We start from the raw sequence: 24,095 nt of genomic DNA, 5'->3' as shown, positions 1-24,095 counted from the left end.
CTGTTAATGATAAAAACTGCGCATCCGTCATGCTGATTGCCGGAGTGCCTACTCCAAAGGCGCCAACCGGCATCACATTGCCACTATCTGTTCCAGCATCTCTCGTAGCACTACTTCCTAAACCGAGTTTTGTGCGAGCGTCTGCGGCTGTCTTTGCGCCTGTCCCACCCTGCGCAATCGGTACCGCGCCATTGGATTTAGTTGCCATATTGTCTGACAGGTACTTCCATGAAGGACCACTGAAAACGCTCCCATCTGGCAGGGTAACGGTAATGGCTCCGGTCCCGGTAAAAATACTTTGCCAATTTTGTTTGTCGTAATTCAGGCCACGTAAAGCCTCCGCGCTCTGTGTTACAAGTGCAGCGGTAACCATGTTCAATGCAACACGAGGAATAGCATTCCACGCATTGCCAGATTGAGTGGGTCCGGTGAAATTACTTACCAGTGTCAGAGATGTGGCACTGGTTATTGAAAGTACCGGTAGGGTGTAGGCGATACCACCTACGGTTGCAACGATAAAGTCACCAGCCGCCAGTTCTGTGGTGAATGACGTACCGTTACCGCTTACAACGGCAGATTTATCGGTGAGCGTAATTGTTCCTGCGGACATAGAGTCTCCTGAACGTGCATAAAAAACCCCGCCGGAGCGAGGTTTTCTGTGATGGTTGCTGTGCCGGGTGCCTCCAGGTGAACTTCTAAGCCATAAAGTCCGCGTTCTCGTTTACTGTCTCATCAGAGATATTGTGGCTTCACGCCCATCCGCATAGGTGGATTCACAGCAAATTCGTGACGACTGTCGTGTGCTTATTTGTCGGGGCTGCCGCACGTGGTCGATATAAAGTTGTTTTTATTTACCCAGTGCCAGCCAAATGGATGGCCCGCGCGGTACTGCGTCTGGTTGTTTTGCTTACGGACACCATAAATCTGAACGGTGTTTTCCTGACCGCCAACGAGCGCAATTCCGGAACATACCGGCTGCTGCTTCTCAAGCACGCCGGAGCAACCAGCGAGTAAAGCAGCACCGGCCACACATAGAAGTAGCTTTTTCATATCAGAGGTATTCCTGGAAATTCATGAAGTTAAACAATAACAACATGAATCAAAGGGGGATAATTGATTCTATAGATCAATTATCTGATATTGATCGCTGAAAACGATCAATCATAGTTAGCGAGGTTGAGCGCATATACCTGATTTCGCATGTTGTGATACTGGATGTTAGTAACACCGCCTCCCGGCGAACCACCTGTTGATGCAATCGTAATCTGTGTAGACGCGCCGTTATATTGAGTCGTAAAAAATAGCTGAGATTGAAATGGTCTCGTTCCTCCGGCAATAATTACCCCGGTAATTAGCCCACACATTGAAGGAAGAATGCCCCACTTCCCGGTCTTCGTCGCGTTTATATTATATCCACCTGCAGCATCACTACCGCTGGTACCAACAGATTCCACATCCGTTAAAACACGCGTTTCGTTTGTCAAAATGCATACGCCATTTTCATCCCATATGGCTATTCCCCAGTCAGGCAAGGATTGCTCGAATATCGTGAAGAAATACACGTCAGCGCTCCCGCTGCTTCCTTCTGGATATTGAAATGTGACCGTGCAGGTATTACCGCTGACTGCATAACTACTGACACATTTCGCTGTTGTACAAACGAACGGGACAATTGGGCGACTGGATGAGAATGACTGAGTTACAGTTGTTGTCAGCCCCGCAGGTAACGACACTGTTTTTTTAGCGATGAGCGCCAGTGGTATCGATTGAGGTGTAATGAATGGAGCACCATTATCCGTTGTTAATAGCGCACCCCAAATATCAGCCATCAGGAAGCCCTCAGATAAGCAATAATGAACCCCGCTACCGCCGGGAATGTATTTGCACCGAAATCTATATCTGAAGATGCGGCAGTAATAGTTACCGTTCCACCCGAAACTGTTATCTTTCGGCGTTTTGTTGTGTAATTAGAATCAGAGCAAACCTGCAGAATTTCCATAACAAACCCTGCGGGGAGGCTATAAGCCGCCCCGCCGGATTGCTGACCATTCGAAACAGAGAAGAATCCAAGCACACTGATTGGTACCAGTCCATAGTTATTAACTTTTCCGCTGGCATCCCAGGTTTGTATTCCCCAGCTCATCAGAATACCCCCGTTATTTTGCCGATTTGTACGCGCAGTCGGCTTGTGTCCTTGATGCTTATTGTCACGTTCGTCTGCTTCATTGCGCCACTACTATCACTGCCATAGTTTTGCATGGTTCCGTTTTTGTCCCATCTCCACCCCTGGCTTCCAGCGACGTAATTACTTGACTGTATATACTGCCCAATCTTGGCGTTATCTATGCTGCCATCCTGAATAAATGCAGAACTAATAAAGACCTGCCCGTTATAAACGAAGAACGCAGCCTGATAATTTCCGGGGTCACTCCCGCTATAAATACCGAACTGATCTGCAGCGAATACGACGGTTGATTTATACGAACTCCCTGACGGCTCAATCGACATACCGAAACCGGTATTGTATTTCACACCACCGCGGATGATTCCAAGATTCAGGGTGTAGGATGCCTTGCCAGTACCATTGCTGGTTACTTCCGCATTCATTTTCTGATTAACAGCGGTCGTCAGGTCGCCAACCTCAGACTGAACATAAGTATCAAGACTGGCAATGGCCTGGGTGTTATTACTGATTGCGGTCTGCTGCTGCAGGATGGTCGCATTTACATCTTCAAACTGAGAATTTACGCTGGTTGTGAGCTGGGCCAGTGCCTGATCGACTGTCGCTATGGTTGTCCTGATGACGATAATTTCAGCACGAACTGCGCCAAGTTGCTCAAACTGACGATCAACAGTTCCATGATTGGCGAGCGCATTTTCCATAATGCCGTTCAGGTTAGTATCAACCCCTTCCTGCACATTTTTGAACGCTTCAGAATCGCGAACTGCATCATCGATGAGGTCAATCATGCCTGGTATATCAGAAGACGCCTGTCCGGAAGCTTCGACGAAATCCGACACACCAAAAGCATTGCGCGTACGGACATAAACATAATACGTTTTATCCGCCTGCAGGCCGTGCAGCGTCCACTGGTTAGAGCGCCCCAGAAATTGGGTCTGGTCTTCAATGACAGCAGGATCCGTAATTTTAGTCTGGCCTGAATACCAAAATTCAAATGACGTGTCGGTAGTGGCGGAAATACGCATAACCGGTACCAGATCGGCAGAGAATAAACCCGGAGTCCAGATGACACTTGAAGGAGCCGGCGGAGCGCCAATCACCAGGCTTACCTGGGTCTCAGCACCTTTCATGCCGTTTTCATTTCTGCCACGCACACCCAGCGTATAGCTTCCTGCATTCAGGCCGTAAAACTCATATCGGAACTGATCAGTCTCATACTGAGCCACCACCTTCCCATCAGCACTGTACACGTACAGTTCAAACATCAGCTTTTTGGTAGTTGTAGCTGTTTCCCAGGTTGCAGTGACCTGAACAGTCTCAGAGTTGGTGTTAATGATGCGCAGATTTTCAATATTCGGTACGCGGTAGCCGTTAAGAGTATCACTGGGAATTTCAAACACAGCTCCCTCATCAACAATGGCCTGCTTGTTGGGGTCATGCTGAGAAGCTGTGATGCTGTATGTAGAGTTGTTATCCGTCTCTGCAACACTCAATATGCGGAATAGTCTGGTGGCTACATTACTGGTAGATATAGCAAACACGGTTCCGTCGCGAACCCATACCGGTGCCGTTTTCAGCGTTACAACGTTACCTGAGACGCGTGCTATTTCGTATTTTACAAACTTACCATCACTACCCATTACCGACATTGCGTCACCATCAGCAATCAGCGAAGAGTCGACAGCGTCAACAGTAATATTTGCGCCTGAGTGCGACATGATGCGCCCACCAAGCCGCGCACCGGCATAGTCATTGTCCATAATTTCGACAATATCGCCCGGAGTGAAGCGAATCGCGTTACGGGCCATTTGAAACGACAGACGACTGCTCTCACGTTTCGCGGTTTCCAGTAACCACTTCCCGGCTCGCCATGCCTGCCCCCTGGACGTACACCCAAACGCTTCAAGGGTAGTTTCGTTGTAATTGCCACGAGCAATCATCTCGTCGTCAGAGACGTACTCCTTAACCTGCTCCCAGCCATTATCCGGATCGGTCCATGACACAACCACGGCATTGTATTTCTCTGAGCGCTTAACAGAGCTACGGCTGAACTTGCCGTCTACCACGTTAGCATTCGTGATCGTCGCAACTGGGTCCTGAGGCGCATCGAGCATGACAGACAGGCGCATACCATCCCATAAGGCGACACCACGGAACATACCGGCTATCTTATCCAGGATGTCTCTGGCCGTTGCCTGTTCAGTAATGTAGGCGTTGAGTGTCATGCGAGGTTCCTGCCCGCCATAACCATCATCGACAAGCTGATCGCAATACTGAGACAGAACATAAAGCGCCCCATCATCAACATCGATATATCCCGCTCGACGCGCCAACCCAAAGCGCTCATTCTTCGCCATTTCACGGAAAAGCCACGCCGGATTGTTCGTCCACGCTTTCTTGAACCCACCCAGCCATAATCCGTTATAAGTCTTGCTGATAGGATCGTAGTTATCAGGGATGTCGACTATCAGGCCTCGAAGATGATATGTGCGGCTAGGAGTGTCGGTGTACTGGTCTCGGTCGACAACTGCACCGGCAATAGCTGAGAACGGATAGTTAAGATTGTCGTCGGTAATTTCTGTATAGCTGTTCCACACTGTGCCATTGGTGAGAAGGTCGCTGGTACTGTCGGGAGTGATACGGCGGACACGGATATCGAATGGCTTGATATCTGGCGCGTCAATTACATGTGCTTCCAGATATTCACCGGATATTTTACCGGTGATCGTTACTGTTTTTGCAATTCCCCAACCTGACGCATTGGTTCGGGTCTCCACAACCATCGTTACGGTCGCATTCTTCTGATTACCTTTAGAGTCCTGCTCAACCAGTGCTGATACACCAATGTTGAAGCGAACACGAGTAACATCCTGATCGGTCACTGTACGAACAAGCGGCGTATCATAGGTTACTTCAGTGTTGACGATGGTCGTTGCTTCAATGGCTGCAAAACCGTTAATCGGATCCTGAGTTTCAGAGCCCGGACGCCAGGCCACGCTAACACCATTCACACTCGTATTGCCGTTGACATCGGTTACAGGTGTTTTGTTCAGCATGAACGAAGATAAATGCTCCTGATCGACTGGGCCGTAAATAGGCCCTTCGCTGATAAGGTCGAGAACGCGGTAAAACTGTTTGGATTTGAGATTATCGTCGAGAAGTTTGGGGGTTGAGGATTTACCGCCACCAGAAGACATAGTTGCCCCTTAACTGATTGATTCTGTCCAGTCCATATTGTTGGATGTATCGATGCCAAGGCTTATGACATTGCTACCAACCTGCATTTCACCCAGCAGGATGGGAACCGGGTTTCCCTGGCCCACGCGGTTTTCCGCACTGGTGAACGAGTTATTCGTAATGGAATTTGTTTCGGCTGCCTCAGCAGAGGTCTTGGTTTTCATATTTCTTGCTGAATAAACGGAGTAAGCGACTGAAGCCGCGGCAAGACTAATCGCAATCCAACCAGCCACGCCAATTTCAATACCAGCCCCTTCCACTACCGGTACGAAAATGACTGTGGTACCGCTCTGGAGATGCCGATCCATGTGCCAGTGCATTGATGATGATTCGATATCATCGCCCGCAATTCGGAGCCTCACGCGGGAATTGAGAAAAGCCTTTTTGAATTCATTGTTCTGGGCCAGAAGTAAACGCAGGCCCTGAGCTGGGGTGTCGACATTTAATTCGACTTTGCTGAAATGTCTGCGTAAATGCCCTGCAAATTTAAAGATGAGCACTGTTCGTGCCTCCAGATTGAATGCATTTGTTTTACGAATGCCGGGCGCATTGGTTCACGCCTGCTTAAGTGGCCGGCACAGTCGTGATGAAGGACCAGATTGTCATCAAGCAAAACCATTGCATGACAGGGATCCGCGCCAGGGAATGGCTGTCGGATTATCACATCTCCCGGCAATGCCTCTGACGGACATACCTGACTGAACCCAAATCGGGGAAGGCTTTTCAGATACAAGTTCTCCCCACGAAGCCACCACCCGTTTTTCCTGACAAAATCTGGAAGGTCAATCCCGCAGAGATGGTAGGCATCCCGGAAAAGCGTGTAGCAGTCGGTAACCCCATGTTCAAACCGGCGGCCAAGCAAATGAGGCACCGGGAGAAATGTTCTCAATACACCGTTACACGCCAGTATCCACGGCAGATCTGAAGCAATTTGTGCACGTCGATCGGAGCTTGATAGTGTCGGTAAGTTCATCAGATGAGAATGGAACACAGCCGTAACTTCTCCAGCCTCTTCGGCCGCCAGCCAGTCATCATCTGCAATGCGAAACTGGTTATGCGGATCAGGATGAATGTTACGGCAGCGGAAAACCCTCTCCCCATCGATGATTAGCCCGCACACTTCATCCTGCGACGAGGCTGCATAATCGAGTAATTCTTGCATCAGGAAACCTTCTGAGAGCCGGGGAAGCTGCTGATTGGCATGGGTTCCGGTCGCGGATAACGGAAGCGACAGCCACTGCGACGGTGAGAGCACTTGTCTTTCGCGGGGTCTGTCGTGGGGTTATCTCTTTCATCAGCCACCGCCGGGCCATCGTAACCGCACCCGACGCCGCGATACTGCCACTGGCACACATCGGCGAGAATTGTACGCGCCGGAATGATAGCGTTGTCGCAATCAATCGGGGTTGCCAGAGTATAGGTCACCTGCTCAAACGTCTCTTCAATCAACTCCTCAACAACATAACGGGAGACGGCCTCCTGCGTAGGATCCGCATCAGGGTTACCATTCGGAAAGTTAACAGCATCGAGATACTTCACAGGCACCTGGCGGCGGGTAATCACGACGCCGAGCATGTCGTCAAAGTCGTGGTTAATCCCCGTAAGCAGTCCGGTGACATTAGCGACAGTCATAGTCGGGCGCGCGTAAGTCCCCTCGTTCTTCATCTCGAAGCCTTCAACCGCTATCGGGTATGCCTGGTACTGATTCCCTTTCCAGATAACATTCCCGTAATAGCCATTTGTGCCAGAATGGAACCGGATAAGGTCACCACCAAAGGGTTGCAGGTCAGCTTCGAACAAATCGATGAATGCGCCAACTCCGGCGTCTACACTGTCGATAATTAAATTTGCAGGTATGTCGCGCACGGCAAACTCCCATTAAAAAAGCCACCCGGAGGTGGCTTATCGTGGCACTTGTTCAAACGTGGCCGTTAGTTCAAACAACGGCCCGGTCTTTGTCATATTCCAAGAGCGGCAGACAAAAAGCTTCTGTACCCCCGTATCGGATGGCGTCCAGTAGAACGCCTCTACTGCCATTCGCTCTTTGAGAAATGTCTCAGCATCCTTCGCTGGATTGCCACGGCAAGAGCCGCTGACACCGCGAAAGGTGAGCGAGTATTTATCCATTAGCGGGTTGATGCCCTTCACCTGTCTCTGTTCGTAACCGTCACCGAGTTTAATAACGGCTACGTTTGGGGTACGTTCAACCTGATAGGCTCGCTGTGGTGTCCACGTAAAAACTTCTGGCACTTTAGCCTCCGTTGTATAATCAAATCTCGACAATCACTATCAACCAAGGACTTAAAAATGGACAATGTTAGCCAAGCTCAGAAAGACATCATGGCGATCAAAATCGTGGTTCAAAATATGATTGCCTTAATGAATGCTGAAAAGCAGCAGGTCTTAAAAGACATTACGGAAAACATGACTAATGAAATGATTGCAACTAGTGGGGATCTAGCGCATCACCTTGAGGATATTAAAAAATCAGCAATGGAAATGATCGACATTGCGACATTGAAGCCGGAGTGATTAACAAGCGGCTAAATGCCGCTTATTTCCTCCTTCCCTGCAGTAAACCGTTCGGACGAGTACTCTGGTCTACCATCATCTTCAGCATGTCGTTGTTCCACACTTTACGAAGCCTTGCGATCTCCTCATCACCAATTCCTCCCGTAGTATTTATCGTGAGGTTCATTACAGGATTAAACGACCCACCACCTCCGGCCTTGTCAGCCGGAATAATTTTCCCTGACTGGTTCGGGATGAATGCCTGCTGCCCACCTGCTGTCTGGAAGATTTCAGAGCGTCCATCTTCATTGATGCGGTAGGCGTTGCCGGCTGACACTGTGCCGCCGTAGCGACGACCGCCGCTATATCCAACGCTAGCAATGCTTGATATCAGGGAGCCGCCCGCGGCTGCGACCTGGGCCATTGCAGCCATATTCCACGGGAACGGTCCGGATGCCATCGCATTAGAAATCGCCAGTTGAAGGTTTAACGCCGCCTGAGCAGTGGCAAACCCCTTACTGATCGCGAAAAGAGCCTTAAATGCTGTGTTGTTCTTGCCTTTGCTGTTGGCAATAATAGTAGCCAACCCGTCGAATCCCTGAGAAATTCCGTTGAGCATGGTGTTAACCACATCAACCTGCCTCTGGGCTTCCGTTCTGGCTATATTAATGCGCTCATTTGCAGCTTGTTGCTGAATCGCTGTTTTAGCATCCTCGTAAAGTTGGGTATTTTCTTTGTCAATGGCTTGATATTTTGCCATGGCAGCAAGCTTTTGCTGCTCTTCCTGGTCGATTTGAGCCAGAAGGTCAATAGAGTTTCCAGTCTGGGCGTCTGGCATTACTTTGTATGCAGCTATCTCTTGCTGAGCAAACTTCTTACCTTGCTCTGCCTGTTGGCGCATCTTAACCGCATTGGCTGCATCCCATTCAGCCGCTGCATATTTTCTTATTTCGGCAACCTGCTCTTTCGTAGCGCTACTATTTAAAGACTGTTCAGCCCTTAAAATCGCCTGCTCACGAGATAACTCTTGTGTTGACGTCGCAGCAAGCCCTGCTCTTTGTTTGTAGTCTGCAATTTTCTGCGCATTTGCCTGCATTGCAGTGGCGGCCTTCGTGGCCTCAGACGCCGCGTCTTTAGTTTCCTTTCTCCCTTTCCGCTGAGCTTGCTGTGCGTCGTATTCGGCAGCAGCCCTTTCCCTCGCCAGTCTGACGTCCGCCTCGCTTCCGCCCAGCTTCCTGATGTCCTGCTCGGCTCTCAACTGCGCACGCTTGCGATCGTTGAGTTCACTTTGTAGCGTCACCTGGTCTTGCAGTTTATCAAGGTAGTCCTGAACATCTTTCGGGCGCTCTACCATCAAACTGCTGGAGTTGAATTTTTCCTTCGCTTTTGCAGCGAAATTAATCATGTCGCCAAGCCTGCCCATCATGCCAGCGGCGACACCCGCTTCCTCCCCATCCCGGCGAAGCAGATCAATCCCTTGCCTCATCGTGCCATTAAGCGTGGCACGTCCAATGTTAATAGCATTCTGAGTCTGACTAAGGCGATTCTGAGCACGTTCAAGTTCAAGGGCTGCAATTGCTAATTTATCCTGAGCCCCACCTAACGCTTCAGCAGCCTGACGGCCTCGGGTAGTGTTCGTTCCCCAGTTAGCTATCTCCCTTTCTTGCCTTTGAACAGCAGCTGTAGCGTCGTTAAATTCTTTCTGTGCGTCGGCTACCGCATCGCTAAGTGAAGGAAGGTTCTGGCTTAGCTTGCCAATGGTTGCTGCCAGCTCAGTATGCGACATGGTCTGGAACTTGGCACTAAGTTCATTAACGCTATCTGCCAGGTTGTTGGCATCATCTCTGGCCTCTTTAGCTCTCTGGGAGAAATATAGAATCGCACTGGCCGCGAGCATGGCGGCGCCAGCAGGGCCGCCGATTAGAGACAATCCTCGGCTAACCAGCCCTGCTCCTGTAGACAATCCAGCCTGTGCCGCTTTATTTGCTGCCAGAGCGCGATTGTAATTATCAACAGCTCCAGCGGCTGCTACACGGGCCGCAGATAAACGCTGCTCAGCAGCGGCAGCGTTCGTTGCACTAACGGCTGTCTGCTTCATCATTTCCGCAACGCGGATTTCATCCAGCGCACGTTCTTTTGCGACGGCGGCAGCGCGGAGATCTGCTGTAGCTTTGTTTGCCGTCGCCTGTGCGGCCTGCAGTTCAGCGGCTGACTGATTCCTTGAAGCCACAGCAGACTTAACTTTAGCAGCGGTCGCCATAGTCAGAGCGCCAACGTAACGACTTCCCATTACCGCTGCGACACCAGTCAGAATGGCGCTTAAAGCGCCGATGTTCTCACTGACGCTGATTACGGCGTCGTTGAAAATCGCTGTACCGGTTTTAACCGTAGAGTTTTCACCAAAGAACTTGGTGATATTGTTTCCGGCAACCTGCAAAGCCTGACTGATAGTTGTGGTTGTATTGGCGAACTCATTGCCGATCGTCACCCCTTGTGAAAGTAACCCGTTCACCACAACATCAGTAGTCAACTTTCCGGCCGCAGCCATCTGACGCATCTGTCCAATGCCAACCCCCATAGAGTCAGCAAGCGCCACAATCAGGCGGTTCCCCTGCTCATTCACAGAGTTGAATTCTTCCCCGCGCAGCGCACCAGAAGCCAGCCCCTGAGACAACTGGATAATAGCGTTTTCGGCCTCTTGCGCGGTCGCACCGGAGACAACAAACCCTTGGTTGATGATGGTAGTCAGCTTAGCCAGATCATCAGCACTGGTTCCATATTCCCTGGTTGCTCGCTCCAGTCTTGCATACAAAGAAGCTGTAGCGTCGAGGCTGCCCCGAGTTTGCTGCGTGATATTAAATACTCGCTCAGTAACGTCAACCAGCTGCTCGCTAGGCCGAAGGGCGTTTGCCAGTTTGTTGTTCAGAGTCGTCCATGCGTCAGCGTATTGCGCCACCTGCTGCACAGACAAAATGGCCATAAGAGAAGTGGCAACCCGGCTAAGACTACCGAAGGATGATGTTAGTGATGAAGCGGCCTTGTCTGCGCGGTTGAACCCACCTTCCATGCCGTCGGTTACGTTCCGCACCTGCTTGTCAGCGCGTAGCAACTGAGCCGTATCAGCCTTAATTACATATTCAATATCGCCTACATTCTCGGCCATTTCATTTTCTCCGGGCAATAAAAAACCCCGCCGGAGCGAGGTTTATTGTTTTATAGATTGTAGTTACTTAACTTCGACCAGATGTCCAAGACCGTAAATTAGCGTTACATCGTACATTGTTCCGTGGTCGAATATAAATCTACTAGGCTTATATCCGGTATAGCCGCCATAAGCATTTTTGGCATTAGTCATCACAGGGACTGCCCAGCCAAATCTTACCAATCCTCCTCCAGCTACATTATCCTGACTATAAGCCTTGTAAGGTTTCCCAATCTCAATTTTGGCGCTGTAAGGGTCTAGCAGCCGGGAGGAAACGTATTGAGATATTTTTTCTTTATAGTCTGCAGGAAGCTCTCCATAGCTTGCGCTCGCAATTTGTTGCTGAGATGGTGGCGGAGGAAAGTCGGTTAGTTTTGGACCAGCTGAGCAGCCCGCTAAAGTAAATGCCAAACTTAAAGTAATAATCAGCCTCTTCATATCCCTATCCCCTTTGGTAAATGTGCCAAAAGAGTAGCAGGGATCGGGCGACGACAGAACAGTTACAAATCACTTGGTGACTAAAGCAATGAATAATGGAACAAGTATTGCCGATACCAAAAGGCCAACCAGCCATTTTTGGTTGTCGTCGATCTTATCAATGAACCGCTTTTCCATTGAGGAAAGGTTTTGGTTGATGCTTTTCAGCTCGGATTCAATACCTCGGATGTTTCGCTCTCGCAGTTCGTCTGTGGCTTCAAGTCTTGCAAGTCTCTCGCGTGTGTACATATCGCCTCCGTCATACATGGCAACAGGAAAACCCGCAGTTAAGCGGGTTTGTGGTAATCGTGATATCGGTTACAGGTTAATGCGATGACATGCCTTATCACGAACAGCGACGTATGAGGCCATTTCTTTCATCGCCCAGCTCTGCTCAGCCATGATGGTGCGCAGCGCCTTTAGCTCAGCGCTTACCGCACTAACGTCGTATCCGGCGGCTGTGAGTGCCGAAACCAATTTATAAGCCGGGCTGCAATCAACCAGTGCCGCGCGATCAAGGGTTATCGTATCACCACATTGTTGACGAATAACTGTATACGGCGCGTTTTCAACAAACCAAGAAATCGGGAAGTTGATATCCAGTTTCGGCGCGGGTAGTTCTTCCTGCTTGCCGAGGAATTCACCTTCCAGAACTACGCGATGAACGTATTCAATAGCATCATTAATCTGCTCAGGGGCTAAATGTTCGATACTATCGACGTTGAATCGCTGATGGATCATTGCGTACGCTTCTGGGTACATAAGATGTTTTTTGCTGACCAGCATATTCACAGCGTCGCGTAACGGCGTTCTTTCATCAACAGTTGTCTTTTTGCGTGGGTTTTCAGCGCCACCATTATTCCAGTAGTCATGCAGAACAGTGAAACATTCTTCTTGATACTGAATCAGTTTGTCGCGAATATCGGCACGAACTTTCTCAGGATTGATACTGAACAACCATCCATTGAGTTTCTTCAGCGGCAAGCAGAGAAGCTTGCGGAGTTTGCCGTCAGCAGCAACCATATTCATATGAATACAGTTGAATTTCTCCAAGCACTTCATCAGTTTCTGTTGCTGAGTCCCCCAACTCATGCCGAGATTTTCAACGATTGGCTTCATCGCTACATATGCCACACCAGCAACCATAGCAGTAATGATTTGCTGACCGTTAAACGGCACGTAAGAGGTGTTAACAGCTTCAAGAATTGCTATACTTGTCATGTCAATATTCCTAGGTGGTTTGTTGATAACGAAGCCCTGACCGCTACAACGGTTGGGGCTTCACTCATTCTGGGCATTTAATCCCTTGACGCTCTGCATATTCTCTCATCGCTCTGACCGCCTCTTTGCTGAAAGACCGATCACTCTTCTTGGCCAAGTCCTCCATCGCTTTTTCCAGCCACTCTGGCAATCTCAGTGTTTTAACTTTCATATCTATTCCTTTGTATGTGGTACGCATACATAGTATGTAGGTACGCATTGATAGTCAATAGATACCTACTTAATCTGTACGAAAAGATTAAGAGGTCGTTATGTCTGATAGAAGGTATAAGCACCCGCAAGTCAATTTAAGGCTACCTGAAGACTTGAAAGCCAGGATAAATGAACTGGCCGAAGCTAATGGAAGATCAGCAAACGCCGAAATGGTTGCTGCCTTAGAGGCGTGGGCGGAGAAACACAAAGGTGCCCAAGCACTGAACCTTGCCTCCATAGCGGAAAGACTGGCATCCCTGGAAGAAGAAGTTAAGGCTTTGAAGGAAAATTAATTATGGATAGATTCTCCTCAAAAATAGCCACAATTTCCGGCATGAACAATAAGGAAATAATCGATCTCCATATCGCCATGCAGGAGGAGATCAAGAAACAGTATCACCTGAGAGACAATCCAGAAAACTTACAGAATGCCATTTCGCTTTGCGAAAAGTGCATTGCTATATCTGGAATCGTTATTCAGGCAATGAAGAAAAAACATCGATCTGATTGCGACGAATACGCCAGAGTAACGGGTCGCTTATCACCTAACTCAAAGTTTTATTACCCCAACCACTACGCTGCATACCAGCTATGTGCCATCCTCAAGAAACAAGGCAATGTAAATCAGATATCCTACATTGAGGACAAGATGATTCGTGAAGGCTGGGGCAGCGGTAAAAGCGTTGATCTTCTAGATTTATAAGCCCACCTGAGTGGGCTTAAGTTGTCAATCCAGAAATCTTGTCCCTGTCACGAAATCATCGCTTCCAACACGATGGCTACCGTAAGCGGCATCGTAACCAACACCCAGCTCAGCGGCTTTCGTTTCGGCTACATCCCTGGTGGCATATACCCCGACAAGGTGCCAGGGCGAAGTGCGCACAACGCCCCAACCTAAGACCCATCCATTATTGTCAGGGTCGGCTTTCAATCCATCTGCTACAAACATGCATATCTCCTTGGTTAACCAGACTGCATGTTATTTCTCAGCGGATAAGTAAGGCAAGTACGGATAGCTCAGGATAGTGTGGCCTTCACATTTAAGCCGGGGATATCCCCTTTCGCAAACTGAATAGATACAGGGCCGTCATCAGCACGTACTTCATAGTGACGGACAAATACATCTGAAATCTTGCCAGACAGGGAATCCTCAACCAACACGCGATTACCCTGCAAGACCTTAAATCCAGCGTGCATGATTACAATACCATCGGATGAAAATTCAATTTTGACGCTCTTCATTAATTGTCCTTTGATGCTCATTGGTAATTGTGGTATTTCCCTGTTCTGGAATCGCTTTCCGACTCGTTCAGAAACCATTTTTGATAACATTTTTCAGCCCTCCGCAACCTAAGTGGACCATTTAATGCGGCCCATGCCTCTGCGCATCCATCGCCAGCATCTGCTCTGCCCAGTCCATAACCTCGTCGTATTTCTCCTGGGTTGGCACCTTCCCTTTATCCTTCTGCGGGAACTTAGCATTCATGGCAGCCCGGAAGCTGGTCATCGTCATGTTCCAGGCGTCTGCCTCACTCATCCCGAGGTGGGCAACTGCGGTATAAACGAATGTACGGGCATCGAATTTATCGCTGTACTCGCCTTTCTTGCTCTCGAACTCTTCGGGCGGCTGATCACCCATTACGCCATGCAAAATCAGGTGACGCGCCAGCTGGATAACGTCTTCGACCGGCAGTGATCCTGGTTTAAATAGCAGTCTCCCCGCCGTAGTCACTGAGTAAGAGCCAATGACTTCGGCAGCGTCGCCTTCAGAGCAATGCCTGACCACACTAGCTGCAGCTGCGGCCATTTCAGCAAAGCAGCGGGCATTGGCCGCCTTGAGAGTCTGGATGTCAGCAATTCTGTGCTTTGGGTAATGACCCGCATGAACTTTCACGAAAGCATCAACGATTTGCTCAGGCGTGCCGATTCGGGACATAGCCAGGAATGAAGGGTTGAGGAATATCTCTTTGCCGCTGGCGCGAATGACAGCCTGGCCGATATCGGTGATTGCTTTCATGGAAACTCTCAATAAGAGGGAGGGCTAAGCCTCCCATGGGTTAGGCTGCGTTTACGGTCACCGTCGCTGGGTTAGATGTAACCGATCCGGCGGTTGAGGATGTGACCTGGCATGTATAGGAGCCAGCGTCTTCTTCCGCAACGCTCGACTTAGTGAAAGTGGCAGCGGTTGCGCTAGTAATGTCGCTACCATCCTTCTTCCACTGATACGTCAAAGATGAGCCATCAGAAACATTTGCTGCTACCGTCAGAGTAAGGTTGTTGCCCACAGTGAGGGTGCGGTTCTGTGGCTGTGTAGTAATGGTAATTACCGCACCGACATCACGCACATCAACCTGACCTGCGCTTGAAGCCTCAATAGACCACGTGGCCACGTCATCATGAGGAGCTTCGTCTTCCCACGAAGTAACCATGAACGGGCCTTCGGTGATGTCGTTTGGAGAGATGATTTTCAGCCAGACATACGGCTGGTTACTTGTCTCTGCCGGAGGATTGTATACGTGACGTTTTAACGCATTCTGCGCATAAACATCCTCTTTTCGCGTTACACCGTCCCCTGAGAAGGTAATGTTTTTGTAGGTTACTAGATTTTCCTGCGTGTACGCTGCGCTCATGTCAGCGGTAGCGTCCGCAGTATCCCATTCAGCGGAAACAGTCTTTCCGCGCATCATGCCAAGGCGCTTATAGTCACCGTTGGCGGGTTGTGATTCCGGGCAGCCAATCGCGTAATAAACGACGACATCGCGCCCTGTGAATGCACCCGCTTCACATCCTGCCATAATTAATTATCTCCGTGTTATCGGGAAATGATGGTTTGAAAGGAAATATCGAAGAGGTAGCGACCTTCTTCGGTCTGGATGGCGGTGATTCCGCCGATTGGCTGCATCGAGATGATGCACTCAGTCTTGTAGTCGTCGATCATCGCCTGGCGGATGGCATCGGCGCGGTCTTCAACCTGGTTAATATTGCTGTCGTTCTGACCTGACAGGAGGAGGATGCGGAAATAATCGCGGGTTATAGCCTCATCATGCTTGCCGCCACCGCCCTGCTGGATGACGAGGTATCTTTCCCCTTCAGTTCCTTCCAGCTCGTTCCAGAAGCGTTTCTGGACGCGATAGCCGACATCAAAACGGTGGGACTGCAACCACGCTCTCAGCGCGTCATACACCTCGCTACGCGTCATACTTTATATCCTTGCCTGATGATGGCCTTAATCTCGTTGAGGCCGTCGCGCTCAAAGCCTTTGCGGAGAAAGTCCGGCTCGCCGTTAGGGTCCCAGTAATTACCGCTACCGTCAGGCCTTGGCTTGCCCTTGAGCTTGCCCTTTGCAGCATTAACAGCAGCTGCATAATTTGCCGTGTAACCCACTCTGCCTATCATTCCTGAGGGCATGGGTTCGAGCCGCTTGTACTGGCTGTTGATGAGGGTTGACGATTTAACAGGAGTGATTAGAGCAGCATGATTGGCACCGGCATTCATGACCTGGTACAGAACCTTCTCCGTGCGTATTCCGGCTATGTCACTCAGCACCCTGCTGGTATTCATCTGGACGCGCTTGATACCTTTAACGGGCATGATTACCTCACGTCAGGATTTTGTAGTCGGGCTCTTCACCAAATGGTGACATATCCCATTCGGTTACGGCCCGAATGACGTTGGCACCTGCTTTAAGCGGATCGGATAGCGCCGATGTGTCACCTCTGGCGATGTACCAGTCACGCTTCGGCATGGTTGCATAGACGCCGTTACGCTTCAGTTCAGTGAAGAAAATCAGGTTCGTGGTGAACTCTTTCCCACTGGCATCTACAGCAACTTCATTGTTTGCCGTCCAGGTGCAGTCAATCAGGTAGGGAGTTCCGTTTGTCCAGGTGCTGTTCCAGTCGTCGTAGACGCGCGGGTAAACAGTGGCAACATTGGTATAACTCCATGCGGCTGTTTCAGACACCGTTATCCTCCCACCGGATCACCTCCGGATTCTCCGACGCAACCTTCCGGCACAGCAGATACCAGTCACCGTTACTTTTCACATAGCCGGTAACGCGCTTACCACTGTCGGTCATCACCCAGACCTTAACGAACGGCTCAGGCAATCGCTGCTTAACCGATACCCATGCCATTACTTACTCCCACACATACATCCACCTCGGCCAATCCAGATACCAGCAAACGCTGTATTGGTCGGGTCAGGAGGGATGAGGTCATTAGCACAGCCGTGTTTGTCAGCGCCACGCAACAGTGCCAGCGCCCCTTTCCATCGGTCGGAAAACGACTGGTATCGGAATGAACGCGATGCACCATTGGGTGCGGTCTGGGAGCTGATGTACTTATCGCCTTGCCCCAGACCCATCAGTGCAAGCAAATACATCTGGATTGCCAACGCCTTTGATGCCGGATAGTGAGAATCAAGGCATTCCTGAATGCTGTTAACATCATCCACTAACGACTGAAGCATGAAGTCAGGAAGATTTATTCCCTGGCTCTGCAAATACTCTTTGGCCTTCTCCAGCGTTACCATAGCTATTCCAGCCCTGATAATTTATTGAGTTGCAGATCGCAAAGCGCGCGAAGATGCTTCAGGAGAATCAGTCGTTCCACGCTCGACGAGTCTTTAACCAGTTCGGTGGTACTGGATATTGCCAAACTGATCTCATTGGTGACGCTCAACGATGAAATCTCAGCAAACTGCGTGTGCGGCAATGGTTGCTTCATATCTTCTGGGATCATGTTATGCACCTATTAGCCCCGCCGGAGCGGGGCATAAAAAAACCGCTTTCGCGGCGGTTATTCAGCAGGGAACAGTTTTTCGAGTTCACCATCAGGCAACAATTCACCGAGCTTTTCAGCCCCGAGATTGCCTTTAAACTCGATACCCAGCTCCGTCAGGCGCGCTGCGATAATCTCTTTTCGGGATTTCACATCCGTGCCAGCCTCTGGCGTCGCCGGTGTTAATGCCGCATCAGAGAGTTTCATAACATGAGGCTTTAGCGCAGGATGCAGTTTCTCAATTTCAACCACATCACCGACGTTCACTCCATGCCATGCTCTGGTTACCTGGTATTTAGCCATGCTGATCTCCTTATGCCAGATTGGCGGCGTAGACCACGCCGGACAGGCCTTCGCCGTCTTTCTTAATTTGCAGACCCTCAGCGCTCATAATCTGGAAATTATAATTCGACTGAGGCATTGGGCGCGGCAGAGGGACAACGCCGACAGCCATACCGACCAGCGGAGAAATCACGTCCTGACGACGCTCATAAGCGAGGAATTCATTACCGGAAAGCGCGTAGGTCATCTGGATAGACTTCGCAGGAATGAACTTGCTGATCGCATCCAAAACCGTGCCGCTCAGTAACGCATTGGTGCCGGTGTTAATGTCTACCAGGTATGGCTTCGCCATGTTGGCCCACACTTCCGGGCTAACCCACAGCTTGTCGTAAGCAGTTACTTTGTTGGTGCGAGCCGTCAGCCCAAACTGACCGGTCGGGCCGAAGAAGGCCAGCAACTGCGCCGGAGTTGCAGTGGTAAGGTCGATGTTGGCACCGCCCGCTCCGCTGCCCAGGTTGATCTTCTGCGTGTTACGGTGGTTTTTCATACCCTGAGCTGGCAGACCATCAACAACAATGCTGGAGTCGCCGTTCAGATAGAAGTTGACACGCTTCTTGTGGAACTTACGCAGCTTAGCCGACTGAGATTCCAGCACCAGATCGATGCCGACAGTGCTCAGGCCCGCCGCGTGTCGCCAGTTGACGCCGTAACCAGCAGTGAATACCGGGATCGGGTCACCATCAGAACCGAATTCAGTATGGTCGAAGGAATACGGCGCCTGACCATCGATGCTGATTGACACGTCATCAGCGATGTCACCAGACACGTTATACAGCTTCGCGGTTTTGCCGATAGGCAGTACAGTCTGCACGCCCATCAGGTCATTGACGATTTCCATGCCAATTTCCTGATCGCGCATCTGGATAATTTGGCGGTCAATCTCAGCCCAGAATTCACGAGCGAAGCCACCAACAGCGTTAGCCGCCAGCATTTCGGGGGTCATGCTCTGGCGATATGCGTTAACCATCATGTCGTGATGATGGTTGAAAATGTTGCGGTTGGCCCACAGCTCATTCCAGTGCCCGCGCAGTCTGCTGTTAGCAGCCAGTGTTTCGGGGGTAAAATACATTCTTATTCTCCTGAATTTTCTGCCGGGGCAGCTACAGTTCCAGCGCGCATACGCACGCGGATGAAATCGGTAGTGCTGGCGGCAATGGTTGCATCATCCTGGCTGTAGCCGATCACCGAATCGGTATCCGCCGTTGCCTTGGTAAACTGACCATTTGCGCCCAACTTAATCGGGTCATCCTTGGCGTAGGTTCCCGCCACGCAGAGCAGAGCCAGCTCGCGGCCTTCTTCTACGTAGTTGCCCACAGCAGAATCACCAGCAGGAACCGCTTCGGTGATTTTGAGACCCTGATGATAGGCAACATCGATGATGTAGATACGACCAGCCAGCGCAGTTGCCTGCGCAAACTCATTGTCGTCATTGATGACTGCAGCGGTACCGGGCAGCAAGGATGCGGCAGTAACGCGGGTTTCGGTCTTGTACAGAGACTGACCGTCGATATTAATGCGACGATAACGTGCCATTAGTCTGGCTCCTTATTTGAAGTATTCGTCAGGGTTCGGCGCACCGGTTTCTTTCTGCTGCTGCGCATTGTTGGTGCCCAGCGGAGCAGCTTCGCCCAGTGACTTGAACATCGCGTCCAGCGCATCGCCAGAAAGCGCGTTGGCCACGATGTCGCCATGGACCTTAGCAACCGCATCACGCTTTGCCTTCTCTTCGGCGCGGGAGTTGGCGGTCAGGGTCTCAGCAAGCTGCTGATGATTAGCCTGTAGCGCATCAACCTTTTCCGCGAGAGGCTTGATAGCCGCTTCCGTGTTGGTCGCAACAGCCTGGCCGATCATGCTGCCGATTTGTTCCAGTTCTTCTTTGGTTAAAGGCATGTCGCCCTCCGTTTTGTGGTTTGGTGCAGGCTGCTCCTGCGGTGTGAAAAGAGATTTGAATTTGTTGGCGACTACAGCCACCCATGACTCCTGGCGAGCCACTGCGGTACCGGCATCGTCGAAGGTGATTACGCCGCCCTCTGATTTGTAGCCAAACACTTCAGCAGTGCCGCCGTTGCGGATGATTACCGCTTGCGAGTCAGTGAAGTCAGCCACCCAGGCGTATTCATCTGTCCCGGATGCAAACTTCGCTTTAGCTGCGCGATCGAGACGCTGCTCACGCTCCCGGTAGGATTCGCCAACCAGCGCGCCCGAGTTAGCCTTGAGCGGTTGAGCCAGATCAGCGTTAACCATCAGGCCAACTCCATGCTCAGGGGTGGCAGCTCCGACCTCATGAAGCAGGATTGCGTCATGGTCCATGCTGTGAATCTTCGCCACCCACTCGGCGCCCGTAGCTCTCTGTTGCTCGTTCGGCTCAAGTTGGTCGAGGAAAGCAGCTACGCTGGTATGAATGGGCGGTACGTCATCGCCACGCTCTATAGCTGCTACTCGCTCAAGTAGTTCTCGCCCGCCTTCCGACTCTTCAGCTCGAGCCACATCCACCCATTTTTCTACGTAGATACGATTGCCGGACTTCTTAACGTTACGGTTCCACGCGCCTACGTAGCCGACGTTAAGGCCTTCAGGAGAGAAGGCCGACACGAACTGACCGTTAACCTGTGGATGACCCAGCGGCGCGAGCGTGCCTTCCAGCCCCTGATAGTGGGCGTTGATTTCATCTTCTGTGTACAGCCCGCCATTCATGACGACGTTCGCCGGCAGCGTATAGCTCGGCAGCACCAGATGCTCACGACCGTTATGTGTTTCGCGCCGGATAGACTGGCTGTTCACCTTAGTGGTGATGTTGACCTGCATTGGCATGTGTTAACCCTTAGCCCATTGGTAGCCACGGGCTTTCATTGTGTTAAAGACTTTCTTAGCTTTTTCGACGATGGATTCGCTTATAGGATTGCCACTTTCATCGACCATAACGGCGATCGTGGAGCATTTGCAGTTCACACTGTTTGCGTCCTTAGCCCACCACTCCCGCTGTTCTTCTGCGGTGTACAGATGGGCGTGACGCGCGGCATGGGTGCTTCGGGTCGTCGGGCTGAGCGCTGATATGTGCATCTGCTTTGTACGGATGCCATATCGTTCTCTGGCTTCGTCGTCTTCGTCCAGGCGCGCACGGCGCAGCGCGGTGGTAATCTCCGTCCTGGCAATACGATTAGCCCGGCGAGACTCAATCCCCGTCTGCTCAGTAAGGCGCTTAGCTATCTCCAGTGGATTTTGTCCGCGCCCAAGTCCATCGGTCAGTATCCGCGCCATATCCGCTTTCACACTGGCGCTGAGGTTCTTCATTTCCTCGAAGGTACGAGCGCGAACAAGAATCAGCCTACGTCGGTACGGTTCGCTGAGAAGGATTGTCGATACGCTTTCCTGTCCGGCAGCGTACACGGCTGATTGCTGCGCCAGATTGGCAAACTCCTGCGCCGTGCCGCGCTGATACGCCGGGTTGACGTAATCAGCCCAGAACCAGAACCCCGTCTCGTTATCTGCACCCAAAATCTCATCCACCAGCAATGAGGCATTGCTGAGTAGCATTGATAACTGTGTGGAATCGAGGTCGAAGGTATAACGCTGGTTTACAGATGGTGATGCAGGAATGCGGTCGAGAATGTCCTTGTAGGCTTTGCCAATACGTTTCATTCGCCTGGCGAACTCGTTCATTGCTCCGCGCTCAAGGCGGTCAGCGCCTGTCGGATCTTTAAGGTTTCCGGGTAGTATCGGTGACTTCGCTTTCTTCTTCTTCGTCATCATCTACCTCTGGAAGTGGTTCGGGTGAACCCTCATACCCAGCCGCTACACGAATCTCTTCACCAGTAAACACCTGCTCGCCTGTCGCCAGCGATGCGCTGTTTATTTGCGACATCTTCTGCGCGGCATCCAGTTTTTCCGATGAACTTTGTTCGCTCAGGTCATCCCAGATAACCGTTTTCTTTGCCACAGCATCAATGACACCAAGCTCAATCAATTTGTCGCACAGATCTTCAATGTCGAGTGACAAGTCCTCTCGCCGGGACTGGCAGCGCGTGTTGAAGTATTTCTGATCTTCGGTGCTGGCCCGCTCACCAGTCTGCATGCCAACAAGTATTTTTGTCGGTATATCAAGTGCGGCAGCAGCGGTTTGCAGGTTAACGTTATAGGTTGGAGAGGGATCGGATACAGCAGCCACAATCGGAGCGACATTAGCCCCTTGGGTAATAAGAACTGAGTCGTTTCCGATATTCATTTCACGGGCTACTTTATCGTAGATTTCGTTCAGTTCGCTGTAATCAACCCCGTATGCCCTGGCTATTTCATCCAGTTTCGCCTCTTTATCAAAATTAATACTCAACTGGCGTGCTGCGTTCTTCAGGAATGACTCGCCTGAACCACCTTCCACCTTCTCCAGACTCACAAAGGCGTTATAGGCGGGCTCGAGAAAGCCAATAGCATCGTCGGCATAATCACCCAGAATGAAAATGCGGTCGGGATGGATGTCAACGCGCCGGGTCGAGCCATTAGGCAACCTCTCGGTGTACTGCCACATCTTCGGCTGCCCGTAGGCCCTGGAGTTCAGACCGGTGTCCCACTCCTTAACTTTCACTGAGCCAGCCCATGCGACTGTTATTTTTTCAAGCCCTCGCCCTTTCGTTGCCTGCTGATTCCATGCTTTACCATCGCGGATATGAAGCAGGATGGCAGAATAGCGCCCAACCAGACGGCGCAGGTCAGCGTCAGCAAACGATCGCCAGAAGCGATGAGTAAACACAGGAAGAAGACTTCTTTCCCACGCGGTAATGTCGCGAGTTTCGTCCTCCTCTTCCCCCTCGATAATCTCTGGGCTGGTATGCCAGCAAGCGGAAATGATTTTGTTTATCGCTCCGTGGGCGATGCCGCCGCGTCGATATAAGTTGTACAGATCGCCGAAGGTTAATTCTTCTTTGAAGCCGTATTCGCACCACGCTGAATTACGCTTGGCGTCCAGCCCCATCGAAGGGTTAAGCAGCCCCATACGGGCGCGAGCAAGCCTGGCATCGTTAATCGCGTGATTAACCGCCATCTGTAGCTGTTTGTTCATGTCGTGTCCGTCAGATTAAAGCAGGCGCTTAGGTATCATCATGCCAACCCCCTGCTGTTTACGTTTGATATGTCCATCAAGGGAATAGCGGATTCCGTCCCAGGTATGCTCATCCCCGTCAGCCAGCTTCGGCAACACCTCGCCAGTGATGCGGTCCGTTTTGTAGGACCACATGCGGGCCTCTCTCGCCACGTTCTTGCAGCGAGGATGGATAATGATTTCGTCAAAGCCGCGAAGATACGCGATACCGTCCTCAACACTCCCCTGCCATTTCTCGGCAGCCGAGATGTTGAAGCCCTGGCGCTTGAGATAGCTAATCGTCTCGGGTCGAGCGGAGTCTGCCTTGATGGGCCAGTCACGCGCGCCTGGAATCGTGTCGTACAGCTCTGGCATGTGGTCGAGCTCTGTCTGCTGACCGTATGCCTCGTATTCGATGTAGAGCCGGTTGTGCAGGATGAACGAGCGAACTAGCGTGTTCGGGTCTTTAGCGAAACCGAAGTCGGCACCGAAGAACAGGCGCTCAGCTTCTTTCCAGAGGTTTTCCGAGAACTCAGCGATCCGGTATTTACCGGCCAACACCTGCTTATCAGAGTTTTCGAGGTAAGCACCTTCCCAAACCCACGCGTATGTCGCCGGGTCGAGGCGGCGCTGATCGTTTTGTCGCTCACCCTCCAGAACGTCAGGGAACCACGGGTTATCCGTGTAGTTCATTTCAACGGTAATGCAGTCGTCGCCGGCTTCTTTGCGGAAACGCTTATCCGTTGCGCTTCCGTCTCGTTCCGGGTTCCACGTCACCCAAATCTCTGAACCTTCCTCACGAACGGTCGGGCTCAGCTTCT

The 24,095-nt window shown here is 51.0% G+C and carries 33 protein-coding genes and 1 pseudogene; 3 read left to right on the top strand and 31 right to left on the bottom strand.

The window, feature by feature from the left end; genetic code table 11:
- The 9 genes and pseudogenes from ACWWFX_RS24025 to ACWWFX_RS23985 all read right to left on the bottom strand — a co-directional run.
- A pseudogene (locus ACWWFX_RS24025) lies at positions 1 to 610 on the bottom strand (phage tail fiber protein); the annotation flags it as partial.
- Positions 611 to 804: 194 nt separating this feature from the next.
- Positions 805 to 1,050, bottom strand: coding sequence for a phage exclusion lipoprotein Cor (gene cor / locus ACWWFX_RS24020; RefSeq protein WP_253897089.1), 246 nt, complete (start codon positions 1,048 to 1,050; stop codon positions 805 to 807).
- 107 nt (positions 1,051 to 1,157) lie between these two features.
- Positions 1,158 to 1,829: a hypothetical protein gene (locus ACWWFX_RS24015; RefSeq protein WP_473224937.1), complete on the bottom strand. Its 672-nt coding sequence runs from the start codon at positions 1,827 to 1,829 to the stop codon at positions 1,158 to 1,160.
- Entirely contained in the window at positions 1,829 to 2,143 is a 315-nt protein-coding gene (locus ACWWFX_RS24010) for a hypothetical protein (RefSeq protein ID WP_473224936.1), read from the bottom strand. The genes ACWWFX_RS24015 and ACWWFX_RS24010 overlap by 1 nt, the downstream gene beginning before the upstream one ends.
- Positions 2,143 to 5,379 (bottom strand): TipJ family phage tail tip protein, encoded by a 3,237-nt coding sequence (locus ACWWFX_RS24005; protein WP_473224935.1) that lies wholly within the window; start codon positions 5,377 to 5,379, stop codon positions 2,143 to 2,145. The genes ACWWFX_RS24010 and ACWWFX_RS24005 overlap by 1 nt, the downstream gene beginning before the upstream one ends.
- A gap of 9 nt (positions 5,380 to 5,388) precedes the next feature.
- Positions 5,389 to 5,919 carry a tail assembly protein gene (locus ACWWFX_RS24000; RefSeq protein ID WP_203723469.1) on the bottom strand — a complete coding sequence of 177 codons (531 nt, stop codon included), beginning with the start codon at positions 5,917 to 5,919 and terminating at the stop codon, positions 5,389 to 5,391.
- A complete protein-coding gene (locus tag ACWWFX_RS23995; protein ID WP_473224934.1) occupies positions 5,862 to 6,581 on the bottom strand; it encodes a C40 family peptidase in 720 nt (239 codons plus the stop codon). The genes ACWWFX_RS24000 and ACWWFX_RS23995 overlap by 58 nt, the downstream gene beginning before the upstream one ends.
- Positions 6,581 to 7,285 (bottom strand): phage minor tail protein L, encoded by a 705-nt coding sequence (locus tag ACWWFX_RS23990; RefSeq protein WP_473224933.1) that lies wholly within the window; start codon positions 7,283 to 7,285, stop codon positions 6,581 to 6,583. Before ACWWFX_RS23990 ends, ACWWFX_RS23995 begins: the two co-directional genes overlap by 1 nt.
- A gap of 36 nt (positions 7,286 to 7,321) precedes the next feature.
- Positions 7,322 to 7,669, bottom strand: coding sequence for a phage tail protein (locus ACWWFX_RS23985; RefSeq protein WP_473224932.1), 348 nt, complete (start codon positions 7,667 to 7,669; stop codon positions 7,322 to 7,324).
- Positions 7,670 to 7,726: 57 nt separating this feature from the next.
- Between ACWWFX_RS23985 and ACWWFX_RS23980 the strand changes: the two genes are divergently transcribed.
- Positions 7,727 to 7,951: a hypothetical protein gene (locus ACWWFX_RS23980; RefSeq protein WP_045892289.1), complete on the top strand. Its 225-nt coding sequence runs from the start codon at positions 7,727 to 7,729 to the stop codon at positions 7,949 to 7,951.
- A gap of 22 nt (positions 7,952 to 7,973) precedes the next feature.
- On the opposite strand, the gene ACWWFX_RS23975 is transcribed toward ACWWFX_RS23980, so the two are convergent.
- From ACWWFX_RS23975 to ACWWFX_RS23955, 5 genes are all read right to left on the bottom strand, one after another.
- Complete coding sequence (locus ACWWFX_RS23975; protein WP_473224931.1) at positions 7,974 to 11,093, bottom strand: tape measure protein; 3,120 nt, start codon at positions 11,091 to 11,093, stop codon at positions 7,974 to 7,976.
- Between the two features lie 63 nt (positions 11,094 to 11,156).
- Positions 11,157 to 11,570 carry a lipoprotein gene (locus tag ACWWFX_RS23970; RefSeq protein WP_047064326.1) on the bottom strand — a complete coding sequence of 138 codons (414 nt, stop codon included), beginning with the start codon at positions 11,568 to 11,570 and terminating at the stop codon, positions 11,157 to 11,159.
- Positions 11,571 to 11,639: 69 nt separating this feature from the next.
- The gene (locus ACWWFX_RS23965) at positions 11,640 to 11,858 is read right to left on the bottom strand and encodes a hypothetical protein (RefSeq protein WP_058655818.1); all 219 of its coding nucleotides are present in this window, start codon (positions 11,856 to 11,858) and stop codon (positions 11,640 to 11,642) included.
- Between the two features lie 69 nt (positions 11,859 to 11,927).
- Positions 11,928 to 12,830 carry a phage antirepressor N-terminal domain-containing protein gene (locus ACWWFX_RS23960; RefSeq protein WP_473224930.1) on the bottom strand — a complete coding sequence of 301 codons (903 nt, stop codon included), beginning with the start codon at positions 12,828 to 12,830 and terminating at the stop codon, positions 11,928 to 11,930.
- A gap of 64 nt (positions 12,831 to 12,894) precedes the next feature.
- The gene (locus tag ACWWFX_RS23955) at positions 12,895 to 13,041 is read right to left on the bottom strand and encodes a DNA-binding protein (protein ID WP_112778567.1); all 147 of its coding nucleotides are present in this window, start codon (positions 13,039 to 13,041) and stop codon (positions 12,895 to 12,897) included.
- Between the two features lie 100 nt (positions 13,042 to 13,141).
- Between ACWWFX_RS23955 and ACWWFX_RS23950 the strand changes: the two genes are divergently transcribed.
- The gene (locus tag ACWWFX_RS23950; RefSeq protein WP_063259379.1) at positions 13,142 to 13,375 is read left to right on the top strand and encodes an Arc family DNA-binding protein; all 234 of its coding nucleotides are present in this window, start codon (positions 13,142 to 13,144) and stop codon (positions 13,373 to 13,375) included.
- A 2-nt stretch (positions 13,376 to 13,377) separates the two neighbouring features.
- Positions 13,378 to 13,785 carry a hypothetical protein gene (locus ACWWFX_RS23945; protein WP_063259380.1) on the top strand — a complete coding sequence of 136 codons (408 nt, stop codon included), beginning with the start codon at positions 13,378 to 13,380 and terminating at the stop codon, positions 13,783 to 13,785.
- 24 nt (positions 13,786 to 13,809) lie between these two features.
- Here ACWWFX_RS23945 and ACWWFX_RS23940 read toward each other — a convergent pair whose 3' ends face one another.
- The 17 genes from ACWWFX_RS23940 to ACWWFX_RS23860 all read right to left on the bottom strand — a co-directional run.
- Positions 13,810 to 14,031, bottom strand: a complete 222-nt coding sequence (locus ACWWFX_RS23940; protein ID WP_023972058.1) for a hypothetical protein — start codon at positions 14,029 to 14,031, stop codon at positions 13,810 to 13,812.
- A gap of 68 nt (positions 14,032 to 14,099) precedes the next feature.
- Positions 14,100 to 14,414, bottom strand: a complete 315-nt coding sequence (locus ACWWFX_RS23935) for a hypothetical protein (protein WP_139154478.1) — start codon at positions 14,412 to 14,414, stop codon at positions 14,100 to 14,102.
- A gap of 31 nt (positions 14,415 to 14,445) precedes the next feature.
- Entirely contained in the window at positions 14,446 to 15,099 is a 654-nt protein-coding gene (locus ACWWFX_RS23930; RefSeq protein ID WP_473224929.1) for a DUF6246 family protein, read from the bottom strand.
- Between the two features lie 40 nt (positions 15,100 to 15,139).
- A complete protein-coding gene (locus ACWWFX_RS23925) occupies positions 15,140 to 15,877 on the bottom strand; it encodes a phage tail tube protein (RefSeq protein ID WP_473224928.1) in 738 nt (245 codons plus the stop codon).
- 17 nt (positions 15,878 to 15,894) lie between these two features.
- Positions 15,895 to 16,281 (bottom strand): phage tail termination protein, encoded by a 387-nt coding sequence (locus ACWWFX_RS23920; protein ID WP_473224927.1) that lies wholly within the window; start codon positions 16,279 to 16,281, stop codon positions 15,895 to 15,897.
- Positions 16,278 to 16,673: a hypothetical protein gene (locus tag ACWWFX_RS23915; protein WP_045345395.1), complete on the bottom strand. Its 396-nt coding sequence runs from the start codon at positions 16,671 to 16,673 to the stop codon at positions 16,278 to 16,280. Before ACWWFX_RS23915 ends, ACWWFX_RS23920 begins: the two co-directional genes overlap by 4 nt.
- 7 nt (positions 16,674 to 16,680) lie before the next feature.
- The gene (locus ACWWFX_RS23910) at positions 16,681 to 17,043 is read right to left on the bottom strand and encodes a hypothetical protein (RefSeq protein ID WP_473224926.1); all 363 of its coding nucleotides are present in this window, start codon (positions 17,041 to 17,043) and stop codon (positions 16,681 to 16,683) included.
- The gene (locus ACWWFX_RS23905; RefSeq protein ID WP_063850913.1) at positions 17,036 to 17,215 is read right to left on the bottom strand and encodes a hypothetical protein; all 180 of its coding nucleotides are present in this window, start codon (positions 17,213 to 17,215) and stop codon (positions 17,036 to 17,038) included. The genes ACWWFX_RS23910 and ACWWFX_RS23905 overlap by 8 nt, the downstream gene beginning before the upstream one ends.
- Positions 17,215 to 17,613, bottom strand: coding sequence for a DUF7370 family protein (locus ACWWFX_RS23900; protein ID WP_198447782.1), 399 nt, complete (start codon positions 17,611 to 17,613; stop codon positions 17,215 to 17,217). Before ACWWFX_RS23900 ends, ACWWFX_RS23905 begins: the two co-directional genes overlap by 1 nt.
- A gap of 2 nt (positions 17,614 to 17,615) precedes the next feature.
- Complete coding sequence (locus ACWWFX_RS23895; protein ID WP_198447781.1) at positions 17,616 to 17,822, bottom strand: hypothetical protein; 207 nt, start codon at positions 17,820 to 17,822, stop codon at positions 17,616 to 17,618.
- A gap of 57 nt (positions 17,823 to 17,879) precedes the next feature.
- Positions 17,880 to 18,164, bottom strand: a complete 285-nt coding sequence (locus ACWWFX_RS23890) for a hypothetical protein (RefSeq protein WP_100148701.1) — start codon at positions 18,162 to 18,164, stop codon at positions 17,880 to 17,882.
- A 10-nt stretch (positions 18,165 to 18,174) separates the two neighbouring features.
- Positions 18,175 to 19,272, bottom strand: coding sequence for a major capsid protein (locus tag ACWWFX_RS23885; RefSeq protein ID WP_473224925.1), 1,098 nt, complete (start codon positions 19,270 to 19,272; stop codon positions 18,175 to 18,177).
- 2 nt (positions 19,273 to 19,274) lie between these two features.
- Positions 19,275 to 19,736, bottom strand: coding sequence for a gp53 minor capsid family protein (locus ACWWFX_RS23880; RefSeq protein ID WP_473224924.1), 462 nt, complete (start codon positions 19,734 to 19,736; stop codon positions 19,275 to 19,277).
- A gap of 12 nt (positions 19,737 to 19,748) precedes the next feature.
- Positions 19,749 to 21,014 (bottom strand): hypothetical protein, encoded by a 1,266-nt coding sequence (locus ACWWFX_RS23875; protein ID WP_473224923.1) that lies wholly within the window; start codon positions 21,012 to 21,014, stop codon positions 19,749 to 19,751.
- A gap of 3 nt (positions 21,015 to 21,017) precedes the next feature.
- Positions 21,018 to 21,950: a phage minor head protein gene (locus ACWWFX_RS23870; RefSeq protein WP_473224938.1), complete on the bottom strand. Its 933-nt coding sequence runs from the start codon at positions 21,948 to 21,950 to the stop codon at positions 21,018 to 21,020.
- Complete coding sequence (locus tag ACWWFX_RS23865) at positions 21,901 to 23,256, bottom strand: anti-CBASS protein Acb1 family protein (RefSeq protein WP_473224922.1); 1,356 nt, start codon at positions 23,254 to 23,256, stop codon at positions 21,901 to 21,903. The genes ACWWFX_RS23870 and ACWWFX_RS23865 overlap by 50 nt, the downstream gene beginning before the upstream one ends.
- 15 nt (positions 23,257 to 23,271) lie before the next feature.
- The coding region (locus ACWWFX_RS23860; protein ID WP_473224921.1) for a PBSX family phage terminase large subunit at positions 23,272 to 24,095 on the bottom strand (824 nt) is incomplete at its 5' end.

Source organism: Pseudocitrobacter sp. 2023LY-00077, assembly GCF_055796175.1.
This window is presented reverse-complemented; position numbering and strand designations above follow the sequence as displayed.